Origin of the sequence: Levilactobacillus angrenensis (assembly GCF_003946085.1) — a bacterium.
Lineage (GTDB): Bacteria > Bacillota > Bacilli > Lactobacillales > Lactobacillaceae > Levilactobacillus > Levilactobacillus angrenensis.
Map to the genome: position 1 here is coordinate 57,432 of NZ_RHOB01000006.1, position 19,076 is coordinate 76,507.

Here is a 19,076-nt window from a genome sequence, read left to right on the forward strand (position 1 = left end):
TATGAGTAAAGCCATTACCATTGCCGAGGCCCAACGTTACGATGCGCGCACGATCAACGTGATTGGCATCCCCGCGCTGGTCCTCATGGAACGGGCCGCCCTGGCTGCCTTCAACAATATTTTAAATGATGATTTCGACCTGAGTCGTGTCGTCGTGGTCGCGGCCACCGGCAACAACGGCGGCGATGGGATCGCGGTCGCACGCCTACTGAAGATTCGCGGCATCAACGTGGAAATTTACCTGCTGGGCGATCCGGCCAAGGCCACCCCACAAACGACGCAACAGCTTAAGATTGCCAACTACTACAACATTCCCATCACCGAAGACCTCAACCACGTGGTCAACGCGACCGTGATCGTCGATGCCATCTTCGGCGTCGGTCTGTCGCGCGAAGTCACTGGCAAATTTGCGGACGCCATCAACGCGATTAACGCGGCGGACGCCAAGACCGTTTCAATCGACGTGCCTTCGGGTATCAATGCCGATACCGGGGATGTCCTGGGCGTCGCCGTGGTGGCCGACACCACCACGACCATGGCCTACAACAAGATTGGCCTCCTGACCACGATTGGCAAGCACCACGCCGGTACCATCCACGTCGCTGACATCGGCATTTATGCCCAAGACCGGCTGGAACACGCCCGCTGATTGGACGCTCGCCTAACCAACCACCGATATTTATTCAGAAAGCCCTTGAATACGAGTAAAATGGGATGTGCGAGAGCTGAGTGACTTTCGTGTTTCCCGACTAACGACTGACTTGCTAATCAGGTCAGTCGTTTTTTCGTGGCAAAATTCCTCCGAGGCACTTCACAAGCTTTCCCCACGAAAACCCAGTATACTAGGGATAAGTAGCGGCGTTCAGCTTAATTTAGCTAGCCGCAGAATACATTTCGGAGGTGCCCCATGTCACAACTCGAAACTGGCTTTACCAACGTTCAAGCGCTGGACCCCAGCATCCTGGTCGACCTGCGCTATGCCACCACTGACAATTTTACTCATCACGTGATTTATGATTTCACGACCGCCATCGCGCGGACCGGGACGGCTAAGAAGCTCGCCCGTGCCAGCGCGTTATTACGGGAACAAGGCTACCGACTCAAGGTGTGGGACGCCTATCGTCCCGTTCCTGCTCAAGAAAAATTGTATGAGGTTTATCCTGACCCGTCCTTCGTGGCCAAGCCGAACCCGAATTTTTCTCACCAAAAGGGCGTGACCTTTGACCTAACGCTGTGTGATAGCGACGGCAACGAGTTAGAAATGCAAACGCCCTTTGACGACTTCACTTCAGCGGCGCACCGAGACCATCCCCGCACCGCTACTCAAGAAAAACACTACCAAATCCTCAACCAAGCCATGGAAGCAGCCGGCTTCTTCGGCTACGAAAACGAATGGTGGGACTACCGCGACACGGAAATGGACGACTACGAACCAGCCGCCGCGGACCCCAACGACTTCTGACAATTCTTTTACCTGACGCCTTACCGTTCCCCAGAGCAGGCAGAACTGGCTGACGCAGGCTTCTGGTTTCACTAGTTCTGGTGGACAAAACGCTGTCGCTCCGGGAGTCAAGACATTAATTCAACTTTCAACCTTTAGTTAGGACAACAAAATCGCCTGACATTCTCAAATTGATTGAGAATGCCAGGCGATTTTTTCTATTCACTTTGCATAAATGAATGATCCGGAATCCGAATCAGCGTGAAGCGGTTGGCCAAGCGGCCGGCGTGCAAGCCGATGCCGTTGACAAAGGACTTCTTGTAAGTCGTCTCAATGACCCCGACCCAAGCGCGTTGGTGGCGTTGGTCGTATTTGGCGACCTTCTTGGTATCCCAGGTGTAGGCCGACGCTGGTAAATTGATCGCTTTTTTGCCAGCCGACACCGTGGCGTCCGTACTGCTGACCTGGTATTTTTCCCCTTCGGTCAGGTATGTATAGGTCTGCACTGGCTTTTTACCGGTACTGTTGTTGACCGTCACGTAGTACGCCGACCCGTTGCCATTGCCCGTGTTGATGACCAGTGGCTCGTAACGGGTGGTTTGGCTGACCCGGTCGCCCAGCTGATTGACGTTTTGGAAGAAAGTCGTGTAGCTCATTCCCCCGAAGAATAGTAGCCAGACCACTAGCTCAATCGTTGAAATGGTAAAGTTCCGCCACGAAAAACTGTGGTGTTCCTTCACAATCAGCCGGATACGCCGCACGCGCATGTCGTGGACCATCCAGACCAGCGTTACCAGGACCAGCAACCACAGTGCCATCCCGACCAAGTTCCATGTCGATTTCATTTTCCCAGTTCCCTTCCAAAAATAAGTCTCTTACTGATGGTACTTTTCTCGCTAATGGTTTTGCTCACCGAATCAGTCTCCTCCATAATGGTATACTTAAATGGATATTCTGCAACGTTAACCACCCAAGTTTTAATTTTCAATTAAGGAGGAAACCCTCGTGTGTACTAGTCTAACCTATACGGCCGCAACAGGCCACCACTTTTTTGCCCGAACGATGGATTTTCCAACGACGACCCCCTGGCGGCCGGTCTTTTTGCCGCGCAACTACCACTGGCACACGGCGTTGGGGGACTCACGAACGACCCGCTATGCGCTACTGGGTGGCGGTCGCATCGCCAGTGATTTCAGCGCCTACCTCATGGCTGACGGCGTAAATGAAACCGGTATCACGTGTGCCGAACTTTACCTGCCCGGTGCCGTCGACTATGCGGACGACCCCGTCGCTGGCCAAATCAATTTGACGCCCCAGGACTTTATCAACTGGGTGTTGGGCGAACATGCCACCCTCGCCGAAGTCGTAGCCGACCTGCCACAAGTCACCTTAGTCGGCCGCAAATGGGGCGCTGACCGCTACGTCTACCCCTTCCACTGGATCTTGAGCGACCGCCAGGGACAAACGCTGGTGATCGAACCCACCGGCGGACCCTTGACGGCACAATCCAATGCGGCGGGCGTCTTGACCAACACGCCGGTCTTAGCCACCCACTTGCAAAATCTCAACGACTTCCTGCAGGTTCCCGGCGCCACCTTTACCGCAGCGACCCGGCAAGCCGCACAGACCTACCTTGCCAGCGGCCAGCCCCTCCCTGCTGGCCCGGTGCCAACGCGGCGCTTCATCCACATGGCGTTGCGCCGATGGGGCACCCCGCCAGCCACGACCACTACAGCCGCGACCACCCAACTTTTTCGCTGGTTAGCCGAGGTCCAGTTGCCTTACGACCCATTACGTCGTCACGAGGGTAACCATAACTATACCCATTACCGGGGCGTCATTGACTTGGACCGGTTAACTTACAACTTTATTCCCCGCACGACCCATCGTTTGCAACAAATCAAATTAACCCCCGAAATGGTGGTACATCAGCATTTTCCGCACGCTTACCCTGCTAATTAACGTTAAATGTTGCAAACCTTAACGTTAGCTTTAATCCGATTGATATTTCTTTGAGACAATTCTGTAACAACTCCCTGATAGTATTAGTCTTGTTGAAACGAAGCACGACATTCAAAATACGAAAATTAATTGAAAAGGGAGTTTGTTTACATTTATGAAGAAGACGTTGACTGATATTATTTTAACTTTGATGGCTACTGTAGCCTTTGCGATTGCCGGGTTTGCAATTACCCAACCCACTGACGCTAGTGCCGCTACGATGTCATACGACAAGATCCACAAGGTTGCCAAAGCCCAATTAGGGAAACCTTACGGCTGGGGCGCTACTGGTCCTTCCCGCTTTGACTGCTCTGGTTTTACTAGCTACGTTTATAAGAAGGGCGCTTCCAAGAAGATTCCGCGGACCGCTCAAGCACAATACAACAAGTACAAGCACGTGAGCTACAAGAACATCAAGAAGGGTGATTTGGTCTTCTTCGGTGGTTCCAAGCGTTCTATTTCTCACGTTGGGTTATACGTCGGTAACGGTCGGATGATCGATTCCCAAAACCGTGGCGTTGTGACTGAAGCCGTTCATGCCCCATGGTGGCACGCTGTTGGTTACGCCCGCGTTGGTAATGTCGAATAAAGTTAAGCACCACTAACAGTTCCAAACTTCATAAATGAAATAAACTGTATCCCCCGTCGTTGGTCGCGACGGGGGATTTTTGGTTACCTAACTGAAGGTTGAAATTAGCATTAACGCGATAGTCCCTGGAACGACAGTGTTCTGTCCGTTAAAATTAGTGAAACCAGGAGCCTGCGTCAGCCAGAGATTCCGCCTGCTATGGGGGACACCTCCAGCCAAAGAGCGGGCTTCCAGTTCGCTTTGAAGCCTGACAAAACCAGTCAGTCTCCAAAGTCGCCCCACGCTGTAGGCTGAGAAAAGACCTCAGCCAACACCGTCGACACAGCTGGCTCCATCTCTGTCTGTCTCCGGCAGATCGGTGATTATCAGCAACACTGTGTTAGAGACTAGTCGCTAGATCAGCCGCCACCTGGGGCTAAGCCGACTTTTACTGGCAAGCACTCCTGTAGCCGAGAGTCCGCCAAATATGGGTTCAGCCGTGGGAGTTGCCTTAGCGGCGCGGTTTCATGCCGCTTAGGCAACTGGCGTCTTTGAGACGCGATTTCCGGCTCAAAGCGAGGCCGAGACCGTCTCTCAGGCTCGGTCCGGTCCGCCCACTGCGTTCCAACCCATAGTTGGCGGACGGTAGGCGACCAGTACACACTACGAAGCTGTAAACGACTAATTTTTACGCCATCAGTCGCACGGTGACAATGGTTCTAGCTGATTTCCATCTTTCAACCTTTAATTACCTAACACAAAAGGACCACCAGCACTTTTCGCTAGTGGTCCCTTTTGTTGGACTGGCGCTGGTCTAAGCCACCAGGTAAGTCCAGATTTTTTCTGATAGGTACGACGACTGATCTACCGGCGCAAAGCCAATTTAATCGGCCGTTTGAAAATCAACTGGGCCACGCCCAACCGATTGGCCAAGACGATGTAAATGCCCAGCGTCACCAAGCCCAGCACGCCAACGTAACCCATGGCGAGGAGCTTGCTGGTGAAAAACAGGTGGCCGAATGCCCATTGACAACCGTCGACCAAGACCGTGGCTACCACGGCAAAAATCAGGTTTAGCCGGGCAATCGGTCCGATGGCACGCACCTGAACCGCATAGCTTCGGCGAATCAACCGCCAACTCACCAACGTGATCCAGCCAAAGGCGATGCCCGTCGTCAGCAGGGCCCCGTAACCTTGAAATGCGTACACGAACGGCAACTGTAGCACGATTTTAATGCCCAACCCCGTTAAGAGATAGGTCGTGGCCTTCTTACTCATCCGCAGCGCTTGTAACACCGTCAATAGGTCCAGCGCTAATCCCAGCACCAGGCTTTGCCAGACGTTAGCCACCAGGTAGGTCGCTCCCGCCCCGTCAAAGTTAAAGAAGATGCCGTACGTTGGGTAGGCAAATACGCTGACCAAGATGACCAGTGGCAAAAGGACAAACGTTAACAGCTGAAAATTATTCGTTAATAACGCACTGATCTGCGGCCGATTCCGTTTAATATCCCCTAACTTACTAGCCAGCAACGGTAGCGACGTTTCCGCCACCGCCATGGCCAGTGACACGATGACCGTGGTAATCTTGTTAGGATTAGCGGAAAAAATCGTGAAGACGTACTGTGTCATAGCCGCCGTTTGATGTAACATCCCCTGCATGATTTGCTTGAAAAACAACTGATCCACTAATTGACTCAGGGTAATTCCCGACCCCACAATCACGAAGGGAATCGATTCATAGCCAATCATCTTCAGCAGTTGGCCGGCCGCGTGCTGCTTCTTATCCTGGCTCTTAGCCGCCAGCTGACGGTACGTCCCGCGTTGTCGCCACAGATGGCCCAACAGGTACAGATAACTACCGATTGCCCCGACGAAGGCTGCCGCCACACTGATAAAGACCGCCTGCACATAACTTTGATGCCAGACCTCGATCAGCAAATAAGTGCCGCCCAGAATCACTAAGATGCGAATGAACTGTTCCCACAGTTGTGAGATACCAAAGGGCTTTAAGTCCCCATTTCCCTGGAACCATCCCCGCAAAATGCTCATAGACGGTAAGATGATAATGGCCGGTACCAAGCAGCGAATCGCCGTCGTCGCGTTGGCCACCGAACTGACAGGACTGTTGGCCGCCAAAAGCGGGGCCAAGCCGTACAGTAGCGCGCCACAGATGACGCCGGACGCCACCATGAAGCCAAAACCCGCTACGGCAATGTGTTTAGAATTTTGAAAACTATCTTCCCCATTAAAAAACGCCACCCGCCGAGCAATCGCGGACGGAAAGCCCGCCGTCCCCAGCGCGATGAATAAGGCATAGGGCGTGTACGCCGTGTTGAACAGCGCCTGCGCCACGGTTTGATGCTGCGGCGATCCAATCATCGCCAACCACGGAATCAGGTAAACCACCCCTAAGACCCGCGAAAAAATGCTCCCAAATGAGAGCCAAAACGATCCAGAAATAATTTTTTTATCCATAAAACTTGCTCTCACTCTTCTAGTCTAATGCGTCAAGCACCACTAGTCAGGATACACTTCTCACCCACCACTGTACATAACCAATGCCAAAGCAGCGGTGAAATTTTAGGATACTTGGCAAACGATTGGCGGTTGCTGCGGGCAACCTTAAGGCGTGTTAACTGGCCGCCTGCCGTTGCGCGAGTAGACGCTGGAACGCGGTGGGCGGACCGGGCCGAGCCTGAAGTGCGGTCTCGGCCTCGCTTTGAGCCGATGGCCCACGTCTCAGGCTGGCGGTATTCCCCAGAGCAAGCGGCACCTTGGCTGACGCAGGCCCTGGTTTCACTAGTTTTGGTGGACAAACTGCTGTCGCTCTGGGAGTCAATATACTAATTCAGCTTTCAACCTTTACACAAGAAAAAGGAGTCCGGACAGTCGCGTCCCGAACTCCAGAATTTTAAATGAAATTTTTACACACTACTGATTGACTAGCCTGTCACTGGTACCTAATCGTTAACAACAGATGGATGCGCCGTGAACCAGTCCGTCATGTCGTCCAGTCGCTGGATACGCAGGCTCGGCAAGCCGCCCCGTGAGATGCCGTGGAAGCTTTGCGGGTAGCGGACGAGATCCGCATCGACACCGGCCCGTTTGACCGCAGTGAAGTACTCTTCCGATTGACTGATGGGACAACGCATGTCCCACTCGCCGTGTAGCAGGCGAATCGGCGTGGTCACGTCCGGAGCATACGCCAGCGGAGATTGCCGCCAATACGCCGCGGCACCCCCTTCCGCAAACAAGTCCGTCGCCAATTCTTCTGGATTGAAGTAAAAGCCAATGTCGCTGGTCCCAAACAGGCTGATCCAGTTGGTCACCGCACGTTGGGCCACAGCCGCCGCAAACCGCTGCGTATGCCCCACGGCCCAAGTCGTCATGAACCCACCGTAGGACCCCCCAGCGATGTATTGTCGGTCAGCATCCAGTTGCGGGAAGCGCGTCAAGGCTTCATCTAAGCCCGTCATCACGTCCGTATAATCGTCCTCACCATAGTGGCCGTTGACGTGGTCTTCGAAGGCCTGGCCGTAACTGGTCGACCCGCGGGGATTGAAGAAGACCACCCCAAAGCCGCGGCTCGCGTGGACCTGGAATTCATAGAAGAACGTTTCCCCATAGTTAGCGTGCGGACCGCCATGCACGTAGAGCAAAACGGGTTGTTTAGCAGCCGTCGTTTGGGCCGGTAAATACCAGCCTTCTAGCGCTTGACCGTCTTCGGCTTGAAAGTCAAAGCGCTGCGGATGGGCAAATTCATGCGTGTCTTCGTAGGCGGCGTTGGGGTCATACAACGCGGTCTCTTGACCCGTCGTCAAATCCAATTTGACCAAGGCGCTCGGCTGGTCCTGATAGGAAACTGCCAAGACCACCGTCTGGGCATCGACAACGGTGAAGTCCACGATTTGCCGCGCCGTGTCGTCCACCAATTTTACGCCCTGCGCATCACCCACGTAGAGTTGGCTGTGGGCATGGAAGCACGCCGCAAAGACGACTTGGTCGGCGCTCAGCCACCGCACCAATTTTCCCCCCGCCTGCTGAACGAAATCGCCCGCAAATTCTGGGGCCAGGTCGGCCTGCAGCTCAGCCGTCAAGTTGGTCACGTGTTGGCCCGCCTGGTCGACCAGATACAGGTTGGCTACGGTATGGCGGCCAAACGCGCCATCGTCACCAATCAGCGCGACCTGTTGGCCATCCGGTGAAAGCGTGGCGTCGTCAAAATGCCCCTGCGCAAAACTAGCCGTCAAGTCGGTCAACTCACGGGTCACCACGTCAAAGCGGTAAGCGCCGTGGGCAAAGTCGCGGTCGTTGTCCGGCTGGTCATCTTGTAAAATGGTGACTGCCTGGCCATCGTCGCTGACTGAGGTCAAACTAAAGTCAGCACCCTGCTGGAAGAGCTCCTCTACCACACCCGTCGCCGGCTGATACCGGCGTAAGCGATAGGTCACGTTCAGAGGCAACCAGCCGTAGCCATCGGCCTTATTGATCAGCCGTTCCACGTGACGGGTCTGCGGAAATTTTTGCGGACTCGGCAGCTTGGGTTGCTCAGCCGTTTCGGTCGTCTTGAAAAACACGCTCCGACCGTCCGCGGCGGCAATCACCGTGTTCACGGCTTCGTTTTGACCGGTCGTGGTCACTAACTTGGGCTCACCACCCGTGACGTTGACCTGAAAGAGTTGCGCCTTGGCGTCACCCACGTTGGCCGCGTAAAAGAGCTGGTCGCCCGCCACGGCTGGTTGAACGTTCAGCCGACCGTTGACCGCCACTGTTTGCGGATAGCCGGCCGCATCGAGGCGCTTGAGTTGCGCGCGATAGTCATTGGCGGCTTCGTCAATACCGTTTTCCACGAAGACAACCTGATTTCCTGTCGCTAGCGGTTGGGTCACCGATTTTAACTTAAACAGATCCTGAGCACTAACACCCTTTGCCATACGCATCACTCCTATTATGTATTTTCTCATTATTTTCTCATCAAATAATTGTTTTTCATCTTAGCCCAGTGGTTTGCCAATGTCAATCATGATTACACGCTTTTCGCCCACGACCGCAACAAAACCTGCTACACTGAACTTAACACGATTAAAGGAGTGAATTGAACATGAAAATTGCGATTGCAGGAGCTGGCGCCATGGGTAGCCGATTTGGCGTTAAACTCCAAGCAGCTGGTAACCAAGTCACGTTGATCGACAACTGGGCGGCTCACGTCGCGGCAATCAATCAGCATGGTCTGACGGTAACGACTGACGATGGGACCGACCACGTCTATCATCTAACGGCGGTGGCGCCACAAGCCGTGACCGGGGAATTTGACCTGGTCATCCTCTTTACCAAAGCCATGCAGATGGACCAGATGTTGCAAGACATCAGTGGTATCTTAGGCAACCACCCCATGGTCTTAACGCTGGCCAACGGGATTGGTAACGTCGAGACCATTGAACGCCACGTGCCTAAGCGCCAAATCGTCGTCGGGACGACGGTTTGGTCCTCCGGTATGCCAGGACCCGGCCATATCAAGGTGACGGGGACCGGGAGCATTTCACTACAGGCCGTGGTTCCAGACGAGTTCGCGGACTTGCCTGGCCTATTGACCACGCTGAATGATGCTGGCCTCAACGCCAGCGAGGCGGACAACGTTATGGCCGCCATTTGGAAAAAAGCCGGGCTCAACAGTGTGCTCAATACCTACTGCACGCTCTTCGACTGCAATATCGGCGAGTTCGGCGCACTGCCAAACTGGCGGGCACTCAATGACGCGGTCTTAAACGAATTTGAAGTTGTGGCGACCGCTGCGGACATCTCCTTTAGCGCCAAGGCTGTCACCGACCTGATTGCTGCTCAGTTCTCACCGGAAACCAACGGCGGCCATTACCCGTCGATGCACCAGGACATGGCGCACCTCCGGCCAACCGAAATTGACTTTCTCAACGGCTACGTCGCCAAGCTCGGGGATCAACTCGGGGTCCCAGCCCCCACGAACGCGATTTTGGCCCAAGAAATTCATGCGCAAGAGGCCCTCAAGGGAATTTCTTAACTGATTGTAGCGGGTCAATAGCCACCTGTGATAACTAACAGAAAATTTAGTGAACCACGCTCTGTGGTTTTGCTACTATATGTAGGATTTCTTCAAAAATCACCCCTATATCTAGTTGTATTTTTTCTGAATTCATCGTACTATAGTTGTACAGGCTTTTTTCGGTCAGCAAATTTAGCTCCCCCAAGAAGTCGTAAAACCTAGGAGGGTTAAAGACGATGGACGTTATTAGAAGATCTCAGGCGACGGTGGACCCTACCGGTCTGACCGTGGAAACCCCTAACGGAAAACACATACCGTTTAATTCGCGTAAAATCCACGCGGCGCTGGCGGCCCTCACTAACGACCCAACTGTCGTGCACCGGGTAGAAAGCCTCATTGTGGCGCAATTAGCGGGATTTGACGTCGTCGCGACCGGTACGATTCAGGCCACGATTGTCGACACGCTGGAGCAATTAGGCTACGCACACATGGCCAAAAGTTATTTAAAGGCCAGTCACTAAGCCACACTCTGTGGTTGCAACACTCAAGCTGACTGTAAACAAATAGTGCTCATCACCTGTGGTTCGCCACAAGTCATGAGCACTATTTTTCCGCCATTTTATAAATTTTTCAATAAAAAACCGACCAGCACTCCCCCGAGAACTGATCGATCCGATCTATGAGCTTAATTGTGATTCCAAATGGTGCAATTCTGCCGTCCGCACTTCACGTGGTAAGAACCGGCGAATTTCTTCTTCGTTGTAGCCAACTTCCAGGCGCTTGTCATCAAAGATGATCGGCCGCTTGATGAGGTCAGGGTACTTCACAACCAAATCAACGAGTTGACTGACAGACAGACTATCGAGATCTACGTGCAGTTCCTTGAATACATTGGAACGGGTAGAAATAATGTCTTCACTACCGTTTTCGGTTAAGCGTAAGATCTGTTTAACCTCAGCTGCATTCAATGGCTTGGACTTGATATTCCGTTCTCTAAACGCAATGTCATGTTCCTTCAGCCAAGCGCGTGCTTTCCGGCTGGATGCGCTACTTGGTGCAATGTACAAATTGATCATATTCAGCACTTCCTTATCGTTGGATTGAGTAACGATAACAGACAACGTAACTAAGCTCGCCTAAACAATTCATTGAACCATCTAGTAGAACCAACTTATATGTTACCACAATTGAATGAATAATCAACCTTTTTTGGAAACTTTCTAAATAATTCGCCACATTTCTTAGTGGGTTGGTTGTGGTTCCCAACCATTGTCTGACCATAAAATAACTTTGTGAGGAAACTATAAAATAGCCATAACATCGGCTTGCCACGCCGCTACAAGGTTTCACCCATTGACCAATTATCTGCTGATAAGTTTTGAACTTTTACAAACTATCTCGCCGGGCGTCTCTTTTTCATCCAAATGTATGGATATTCATTTAAGCAGTATTAATATTCATTGTTCTTTCCCCAACTCCCCATTATCCTCTAGCCACTTTCCTTAAATTGGTCAAACCCCAGTTACCCAGAATTTCTCGAGAACTTTTCCGCCATTTTTAAAGCGACTGGCGTAGAATAAAACGTAACGAATAAACTCATCTGGAGGGATTAATTTGGAAGTCTTCTATGCCGTCCTCTTGCTTGTGCTGGCAACCATCGTGGCCAATACGGTCTATCCGTATTTCCCGGTGATTCCCCAAGCTTTCTATCAGATTTTTGCCGGAGCGATGCTGTCGCTGGTTCCCCTATATCACCACTTTGTCCTGGAACCTGAGGTATTCATGCTCCTGATCATTGCACCGTTAATGTTTTACGACGGCCGCAACGCCAACGCCCAGGAACTCCGGCGTAACGTGGGGTCCGTCATGTCAATGGCCGTGATTTTGGCCATCCTCACCGTCATCTTGATGGGGTATCTCAGTCACGCCATCCTGACCACCCTGCCATTGGCGCTGGCCTTCGCGCTGGCCGCCATCGTTACGCCGACTGATGCCGTGGCCGTCAGTTCCATTACCACCAATATGGCAGTTCCCGAGCGCGTCATGGGGATGCTGGAGCGTGAATCACTCTTCAACGACGCTTCCGGTTTGGTTGCCTTCAGTCTGGCTCTGACCGCCTTCACCACGGGTAAATTTTCCGTGGGCGGCGGGATCAAACACTTCCTGGTCGTCTTCTTCGGTGGCCTGCTGATTGGCCTCATCCTGGGGGTACTAGCCGTTTGGGCTCGGGTCTTCCTGGTCCGCAGCGGCAAAGATTCCGCCAGTGTGATTATTCCCTACGACGTTTTGGTCCCCTTCCTAATTTATTTGGCCGCTGAACATGTTGGCCTCTCTGGTATCTTAGCGGTCGTGGCGGCGGGGTTGATGTACAGCCTTTCCACGACGCAATTGCGACTGTCCAGTACGCAATTACAACTGGTCACCCGCTCGACTTGGCATTTCCTGACCAGCATTTTAAACGGGTTCGTCTTCGTTTTACTGGGCGTTTCACTCCCGACAGTCTGGGTAAATATTCAACAAGACACCTCCAAGACGCTACCAATCCTGATTTTCCTGGCCGTCGTCTTGTACCTGGTCATGTTAGGTCTCCGGTATTTATGGATTCGCTTCGACTGGGCCTTGATTCGTTCGCAAGCCCATGAACGGCGGACCAATGCGCTAGTCGGGGCCCTTTCCGGCGTTCACGGAACCATCACGCTGGCCATGGCCTTTTCACTGCCACTGACGCTAAACGGCCACGCCTTTCCGTTCCGGAATTCACTGATTTTCGTGGCCGCCGTGGTCATCATTTTAAGTTTGTTGGTGCCCACCATTATCATGCCCCACATCTTGCCTAGCAAGGAACAGCCCGTGGATCCCGCTGAAGCGCTACAGCAGCGTAAAGCCCTGGTGGCCTATGCCAGTGAACGGTTGGTCCAAGAAAACCCGGACAATCCCAGTGCAACGCAAGCCGTCATTGAAATTTTGAATAGCCAAGCGACCGCCGACCGACCGGACAAACGCAAGGTCCGAGACCTGTTGAATCAAGCGACTGAGATCGAAGTACAAACGGTCCAGGAGCTGGCTGACCAAGGCGTCATTCCCGCTGGCTATGCGAACCGCTACGTGCGGATGCTGGTCCTCAAGACCCAGATGAGCAGTAACAATCCTTTCGTCAACCTCACGCTGTGGTTCCGGTTTGTGGGCCACCGCCTGACACACATGGTCAGTCGCCGACAACACCGCGACCAACGCATTGCCCAGCAACGTCAACGGTTAGCGCAAACGCCACACACGGCTGAACAAGAACGGTTGCAAGAACAACGCATCCACCAAGAACAGCAAACACCGCGCCAACGACCGGCGCGTAACCCGCAAGCTGATGCCAAACGCCGGGAAAACTTTTTGACCATCGAAGCGGACATTTACAACAATGTGGCTAGCTTCCTAAATAATGTTTCCAGCGTGGACAATCAAACGGAAGTCAATGCGGTGCGGAACTACTACAACGCCCGGCACCGCCGCTTCGTCTCCAAGGAGACCACCGATTTAGAGAGCGAATTGTTCATTCAGGCCTTCCAGTATGAATACACTTATATTCGCCAGCAACGCAGCGCTGATCTCCTGTCCCCCGCACTGGCCGATGAGTTGTACCAACAGATTTCGACCGACCAAATGCTGTACATGCAGGAAAATGCAGGTACGGATTAAGACCTAAGGGGTGCTAGTAGCGGTTGGGTTAGCCCCAGTCAGCAGTTGATTTAACAACTAGTCTTTGATATTGCTGATAAGTCCCACCCTGCCAGAGGTAGCCAGAATGGCGCTAGCTGTGGCGACGCTATAAACTGGAGGTGTTCCTCAGAGCAGGCCCTGGTTTCACTAATCTTGGTGGATAAAATGCTGCTCCAGGAGTCAACGTATCAATTCAGCTTTCAACTTTAAGTCCATCTCACGCCGACCACGTTTAGGCGGCTTCAGCGTACTATCAAACGTGTCGAGCCGATTGGTTTCGATAGTTCTCCCCCTAAACGAGTTCGTGCAAAGTCGGTGTGATTGTAATATTCGCGTCACATTTTCTTCACAATTTGTTGGTATAGTAAATTCATAACTTACGACTAAAACAAACGAATAAGTTACCAATTTTACTCCTCCAAGTAAAAAAAGGGCGGCACTGCTACTGCAACCAGCCCACTCCAAACGTAAGATACATTATCCTCTAAGCGACGACGCAGGTAATCAAGGCCTGGCCGCCGTTTTTTGTTACCCTGGAACTGAGATTGCTGCCCGTCTGCCGTTGCAATCAGCCGACGCAGGCCCCTAGTTTGGTCAATTGTACCGGCAAACCGAGAATTCGTTAGCGACCGGTAAGGCGGCCAGCAGTCATGATGCCAGCAGCGATTTTTTACCACCCGGAATCGTTTTCAGGAAGAAAATTCACAATTTTTTACGATTTTAGCCAGCTAAAATTTACACGCAACCCAAACTAGCTTATAATTTCTTTAACACGTTAAAGATTCGGCGTCTTTTCGCGAACGGTCTGCCAGCAACTGGTCTACGTGACCCGTGGCCAGCCAGACTTCCTATTGGAGGGTGACATTACAATGAAGCTGACAATTTTATCGACAAGTGATACCCACGGGTACGTCTTCCCCACGAACTACGTGAAGAAGGGAAGCCACCAAGGGTTTGGCCTGGCCCGTGCGGCCACGGTCATCGCCCGCGAGCAAGCCGCTGCCAAGGAACAAGGCCCCGTCGTGACCATTGAGAACGGGGATTTTCTGGAAGGCTCACCGCTGGCTTACTACGTGGCGCGAGTCCAGCCTAAACGCGACCCACAGCCACTGATCAACATTTACAATCAAATCGATTATGATTGTGGCATTTTGGGCAATCATGAGTTTAACTACGGCCAGGAATACCTTCAGGCCGCGATTCGTGATGCTAAGCGCACGATTTTATGTGCCAATATTTTAGACAAAAACGGTGACCCTGAATATGGGCAGCCGTACAAAATTATTGAAAAAGATGGGCTCAAGATTGGCGTGCTGGGGTTAACGACTCAAGCCGTCTATAAATGGGAAAAGGCGACGAATATCAGCGGCCTGCAATTTGAATCGGCCTTCATTGCGGCCAAAAAATACGTCCCGATCATCCGTGAACAGGCAGACGTGGTCATTGTGTGCTACCACGGCGGCTTTGAGCGCGATTTGACCACGGGGCAGCCTAATGACATTCACGTTGGCGAAAACGAAGCCTACCACATTTTAGAGGCCATTCCGGGCATCGATGCTTTGGTGACCGGCCATCAGCATCGCCAACTGGCCACGGACGTCTTTGACATCCCCACGACCCAACCTGGGTTCCGGGGCCAAGCCGTGGGTAAAATCACGCTGGACCTCGACCGCGATGCCCACGGTCAGGTGACCGTGACGCAGCATCATTCCGAACTGGTCTCCGCGCAAGAGGCACCGCTAGATCAGAAAGTTCTCAATGCGGCTAGCGACTTGAATGCGGCGGTGGGCCACTGGCTCGACCAACCACTCGGCCACATCAAGGGCGACATGACCTTTGATGATCCCTTTGATGCCCGCATCCACGAGACGCCGTACATCGAATTCATTCAAAAGGTCCAAATGGCCACGATGGGCGCGGACATTTCCGCCACGGCCCTCTTCAACAATGAAGCGCGCGGCTTTGAGAATCCAATCACCATGCGCAATATCATGACCAACTACGTCTATCCCAACGGGCTGTCCCTGCTCAACATCACTGGGGCAGACTTGCGCGCGGCGCTGGAGGTCAGTGCCCGCTACTTCAGTAATGAAGACGGCAAGATCATCGTGAACCCCGCCTTCATTCATCCCAAACATCGCCAGTACAATTACGACATGTATGAGGGTATCGATTATACCTTAAACATCGCCAATCCCGTCGGTCAACGTGTGGAGCACCTGACCTACCACGGCCAGCCCGTCACGCCTGACCAGCCCTTACGCATCGTGTTAAACCAGTATCGCGCGGTCGGTGGCGGTCACTACAGCATGTACAGTGCTGACAAGATCATCGCTGAAAGCCAAGGGGCCATGAGTGAAATCATCGCCGACTATCTCCAGGAACATCCGGTGATTGACGCCACGGCCAACGCCAACTTCACGATTATCAATGAACCGCGTCACTGAGACTTTAAAAAAGGTTATCCTGGTTTCACCACTTTGTGTGGCTGACTGAGAATAGCCTTTTTTCGTCGAATTAGACAAAAAATCCGCTTCAACACGGTGTCTATCAGACAGCGTGTTGAAGCGGATTCCTTCACAGGCCGACTAGCTCGCACTAGCCGCCTTTTTCTTTTTCTTCTTTTTGGTCTTTTTCTTTTCATCGCCGACATACTCGACCGCCGTCGACTGGCGAATCGTAGTGACCTTGATTTTCCCGGGATAGGTCAGCGTGTTTTCAATCTGCTTGGCCACTTCTTGGGTCAGGCTGGCCGCGGCATGGTCATCCAATTCCTTGGGCTTGACGATAATCCGCAGTTCCCGGCCGGCTTGAATGGCGTAGCTTTCCGCGACACCCTCTTGGTCGTTAGCGATTTTTTCCAAAGCGCGCAACCGATTGATGTAATCTTCAACGGATTCGCTTCGAGCCCCTGGCCGCGCACCGGAAACGGCATCAGCAGCCGCCACCAAATCAGCCAGCGGTGACGTCTTTTCGACATCCCCATGGTGGGCCGCAATGGCATTGATGACCACGTCGTCCTCGCCATACTTCTGAGCAAATTCCGTCCCGATTTCCACGTGGGTTCCCTCGACTTCGTGGTCGATGGCTTTCCCAATGTCGTGTAAGAGACCGGCACGGCGGGCCAAACGGGTGTTGTACCCCAAACGAGCCGCCATGGCCCCGGTCAGTTGGGCCACTTCAATCGAGTGCAGGAGAACGTTTTGCCCGTAACTGGTCCGGTACTTGAGACGACCGATCAGCTTCATCAAATCGGGATGCATCCACCCCACGTGTAAGAGACTGACGGTTTGTTCCCCGGTTTCCCAGAGGCTGTGGTTGACGTCGCGTTGGGCGTTTTCCACCTGCGTTTCAATCTGGTTAGCCGAAATGCGGCGACTGGCGACCAAATTGGTCAACGCCAGTCGGGCAACTTCGCGGCGAATCGGATCGTGCGTGCTAATAAATAACGTGGTGTTGTCATCCGGCACGAAGATCAGGTCAGTCCCGGTCAGCGTTTCTAACAAACGAATGTGCTGGCCATCGCGGCCGATGATCTTACTGCGAATCTCACCGTTGGGCACGGTCACGGTGTGCTCCATGTGTTCCTTGGGTAAGTCTTGCGGACCGCTTTCCGTGGCAGATAATACCACGTCTTTGGCCCATTTTTCAGCGTTGGCTACGGCGTTATCATTGAGGGCTTTGATCTCAATGTCGCGGTCCCGTTTCAAGGCCAACTCAGTGTCTTGTAACACGTGGTCCTTAGCCGCCGCGTCGTCCATCCCGGCCCGGTCAGCCAGCGTCTCGTCGCGCGTCGTCCGTAAGACTGCCGCGTCATCTCGCAAGCCGTGAATGGCCTGCCGTTGGTCGCGGTTACTTTGACTCCGCTCGTCTAACATCGCCGTTTGGTCGTCTAACCGGACACTCATTTGGCCCAGTAACTGTTCGCGTTGTTGTCGCCGTTGTTCTCTGACAGCAATATCATTTTTTTGTTCGGTCAATTCATCTTTAACTGACTGTTGATAGGCTAACGTGTCACGCTTGGCTTCAGCGTTTAATTTTGCCACACGCTGCTGCGTTTTCGTCTTGGCCTGGGCAATGATGCCACGAGCCTGTTCCTGAACCGCCAGGAGCTCCTGACGATGCTTGTGACGGCGCACCAGATAGCCGACCAGCAATCCGATCAATAGGAGACCGATGATGAGTCCTGTATTTAGCAAATTGGTCGTGCTCCTTAGTTTGTCAATCCCGACGATTCGCCGGGTGGATTGGTCACTTATCTCGTTAATTATACGCTATTTACGGCCACAACCCAACCAATCATCTATCTGGATTTTCCATGGCTGCTGGGACGAATAGCCAGGCCAGCAAAATTAATTTTAATGCGGTCGCAATCCACAACACACCCAGTGCCGTTAACACCGCCAGCCGCGCGCCAATGGCACAACCGAGAATAAACGTGACTAAGACGATGGCGATGCGCCGTTGCTTGTCGCGGGCCGCGCGGTCGCCGTCGAACCAAGCGCGATAGGTAGCCGTCGCCAAATTCTTGGTATTGCCGGTCATGATGCCGTTGTTGATACCGATGCCGCCGACCTGACGAAAGACCGTCAGCTCATAGCCAGCCACGATACCCAAGCAAAAAATCAACCACAGGGTCGGTATCGCCGTCTGCAGGCTCGCCAACACCGTGTAAGCGACCACGTCCAGTAGCATCAGCCACCGCATTTGCCGGCGCTTATTGCCCTGACCCAGATGTTCACTCAAGCCTTGCGCCAAAAAGCAGCCCAGAAAATAACCGATCCAAACGGGCACGTTGACCCACGCGGCTCGCCAGCCGTGTTCGACCAGTTTCACCACGAAGACCACCAGGTTCCCCGTTTGGGCACTCACGAAGACTGCCCCGTGATTCAGAAACGTATCAGCATCGACCATCCCCATGACCAGCGTGGCGCCTAGCGTCAGGATGGTCTCGGTCACGGGCCGAAATTGCCGCGAAACTGTCGGTCCCATCCAATCATCTCCTTTGTCTTCAACGTTATTGCAATTCGGTTGCCCCTTGGTGATAACGACGAAACTGGTCGCCTGCCGCCTGCCGCTCCGCGAATAGGTGCTGGAACGCGGTGGGCGGACGGGGCGAGCCAAAGGTCGGTCTCGCCGCCTCGCTTTGAGCCGAAGACCGCGTCTCAAAGACGCCAGTTCCCTAACCGACAAAGCCCGTCGCTAAGGGAACTCCCACGGCTGAGCACCTATTCGCTCCACTCTCGGCTACGATAGCGGTCGTCAGTGGGCAGGTGTTAACGCAGACACCACTGTAGTTGACAGTGATACCCGGCCGTCGCATCGTTGAAACGTGGCCG

14 protein-coding genes are annotated in these 19,076 nt (G+C 53.2%); 8 read left to right on the plus strand and 6 right to left on the minus strand.

Annotation, left to right across the window (positions count from 1 at the left end; genetic code table 11):
• The first annotated feature begins 1 nt into the window (after position 1).
• Together EKM83_RS04795 and EKM83_RS04800 are read left to right on the plus strand one after the other, a co-directional pair.
• Positions 2–649, plus strand: a complete 648-nt coding sequence (locus EKM83_RS04795) for an NAD(P)H-hydrate epimerase (RefSeq protein ID WP_125575493.1) — start codon at positions 2–4, stop codon at positions 647–649.
• Between the two features lie 258 nt (positions 650–907).
• Positions 908–1,462 carry a M15 family metallopeptidase gene (locus EKM83_RS04800; RefSeq protein ID WP_125575494.1) on the plus strand — a complete coding sequence of 185 codons (555 nt, stop codon included), beginning with the start codon at positions 908–910 and terminating at the stop codon, positions 1,460–1,462.
• Positions 1,463–1,659: 197 nt separating this feature from the next.
• Here EKM83_RS04800 and EKM83_RS04805 read toward each other — a convergent pair whose 3' ends face one another.
• Positions 1,660–2,286 (minus strand): LVIS_2131 family protein, encoded by a 627-nt coding sequence (locus EKM83_RS04805; RefSeq protein ID WP_125575495.1) that lies wholly within the window; start codon positions 2,284–2,286, stop codon positions 1,660–1,662.
• A 160-nt stretch (positions 2,287–2,446) separates the two neighbouring features.
• On the opposite strand from EKM83_RS04805, the gene EKM83_RS04810 reads away from it, so the two are divergent.
• Both EKM83_RS04810 and EKM83_RS04815 read left to right on the plus strand, forming a co-directional pair.
• Positions 2,447–3,403 (plus strand): linear amide C-N hydrolase, encoded by a 957-nt coding sequence (locus tag EKM83_RS04810; protein ID WP_125575496.1) that lies wholly within the window; start codon positions 2,447–2,449, stop codon positions 3,401–3,403.
• Between the two features lie 154 nt (positions 3,404–3,557).
• Complete coding sequence (locus EKM83_RS04815; RefSeq protein ID WP_125575497.1) at positions 3,558–4,031, plus strand: C40 family peptidase; 474 nt, start codon at positions 3,558–3,560, stop codon at positions 4,029–4,031.
• Between the two features lie 843 nt (positions 4,032–4,874).
• On the opposite strand, the gene EKM83_RS04820 is transcribed toward EKM83_RS04815, so the two are convergent.
• Positions 4,875–6,485: a putative polysaccharide biosynthesis protein gene (locus tag EKM83_RS04820; RefSeq protein ID WP_125575498.1), complete on the minus strand. Its 1,611-nt coding sequence runs from the start codon at positions 6,483–6,485 to the stop codon at positions 4,875–4,877.
• Positions 6,486–6,970: 485 nt separating this feature from the next.
• Entirely contained in the window at positions 6,971–8,944 is a 1,974-nt protein-coding gene (locus EKM83_RS04825) for a S9 family peptidase (RefSeq protein WP_125575499.1), read from the minus strand.
• 167 nt (positions 8,945–9,111) lie between these two features.
• Here EKM83_RS04825 and EKM83_RS04830 point away from each other — a divergent pair, with 167 nt between their 5' ends.
• On the plus strand, positions 9,112–10,044 hold the full coding sequence (locus tag EKM83_RS04830) for a ketopantoate reductase family protein (protein ID WP_125575500.1): 933 nt from the start codon (positions 9,112–9,114) through the stop codon (positions 10,042–10,044).
• Between the two features lie 218 nt (positions 10,045–10,262).
• Complete coding sequence (locus tag EKM83_RS04835) at positions 10,263–10,547, plus strand: ATP cone domain-containing protein (RefSeq protein WP_125575501.1); 285 nt, start codon at positions 10,263–10,265, stop codon at positions 10,545–10,547.
• A gap of 156 nt (positions 10,548–10,703) precedes the next feature.
• On the opposite strand, the gene spx is transcribed toward EKM83_RS04835, so the two are convergent.
• On the minus strand, positions 10,704–11,102 hold the full coding sequence (spx, locus tag EKM83_RS04840) for a transcriptional regulator Spx (protein ID WP_125575502.1): 399 nt from the start codon (positions 11,100–11,102) through the stop codon (positions 10,704–10,706).
• A 538-nt stretch (positions 11,103–11,640) separates the two neighbouring features.
• Here spx and EKM83_RS04845 point away from each other — a divergent pair.
• Positions 11,641–13,716 carry a cation:proton antiporter gene (locus tag EKM83_RS04845; protein ID WP_125575503.1) on the plus strand — a complete coding sequence of 692 codons (2,076 nt, stop codon included), beginning with the start codon at positions 11,641–11,643 and terminating at the stop codon, positions 13,714–13,716.
• An 890-nt stretch (positions 13,717–14,606) separates the two neighbouring features.
• Complete coding sequence (locus tag EKM83_RS04850; RefSeq protein WP_125575504.1) at positions 14,607–16,184, plus strand: bifunctional metallophosphatase/5'-nucleotidase; 1,578 nt, start codon at positions 14,607–14,609, stop codon at positions 16,182–16,184.
• Positions 16,185–16,325: 141 nt separating this feature from the next.
• Here EKM83_RS04850 and rny read toward each other — a convergent pair whose 3' ends face one another.
• Positions 16,326–17,936 carry a ribonuclease Y gene (gene rny, locus EKM83_RS04855; protein ID WP_125575505.1) on the minus strand — a complete coding sequence of 537 codons (1,611 nt, stop codon included), beginning with the start codon at positions 17,934–17,936 and terminating at the stop codon, positions 16,326–16,328.
• 100 nt (positions 17,937–18,036) lie between these two features.
• Positions 18,037–18,729, minus strand: coding sequence for a YoaK family protein (locus tag EKM83_RS04860; protein WP_125575506.1), 693 nt, complete (start codon positions 18,727–18,729; stop codon positions 18,037–18,039).
• Positions 18,730–19,076: the final 347 nt, after the last annotated feature.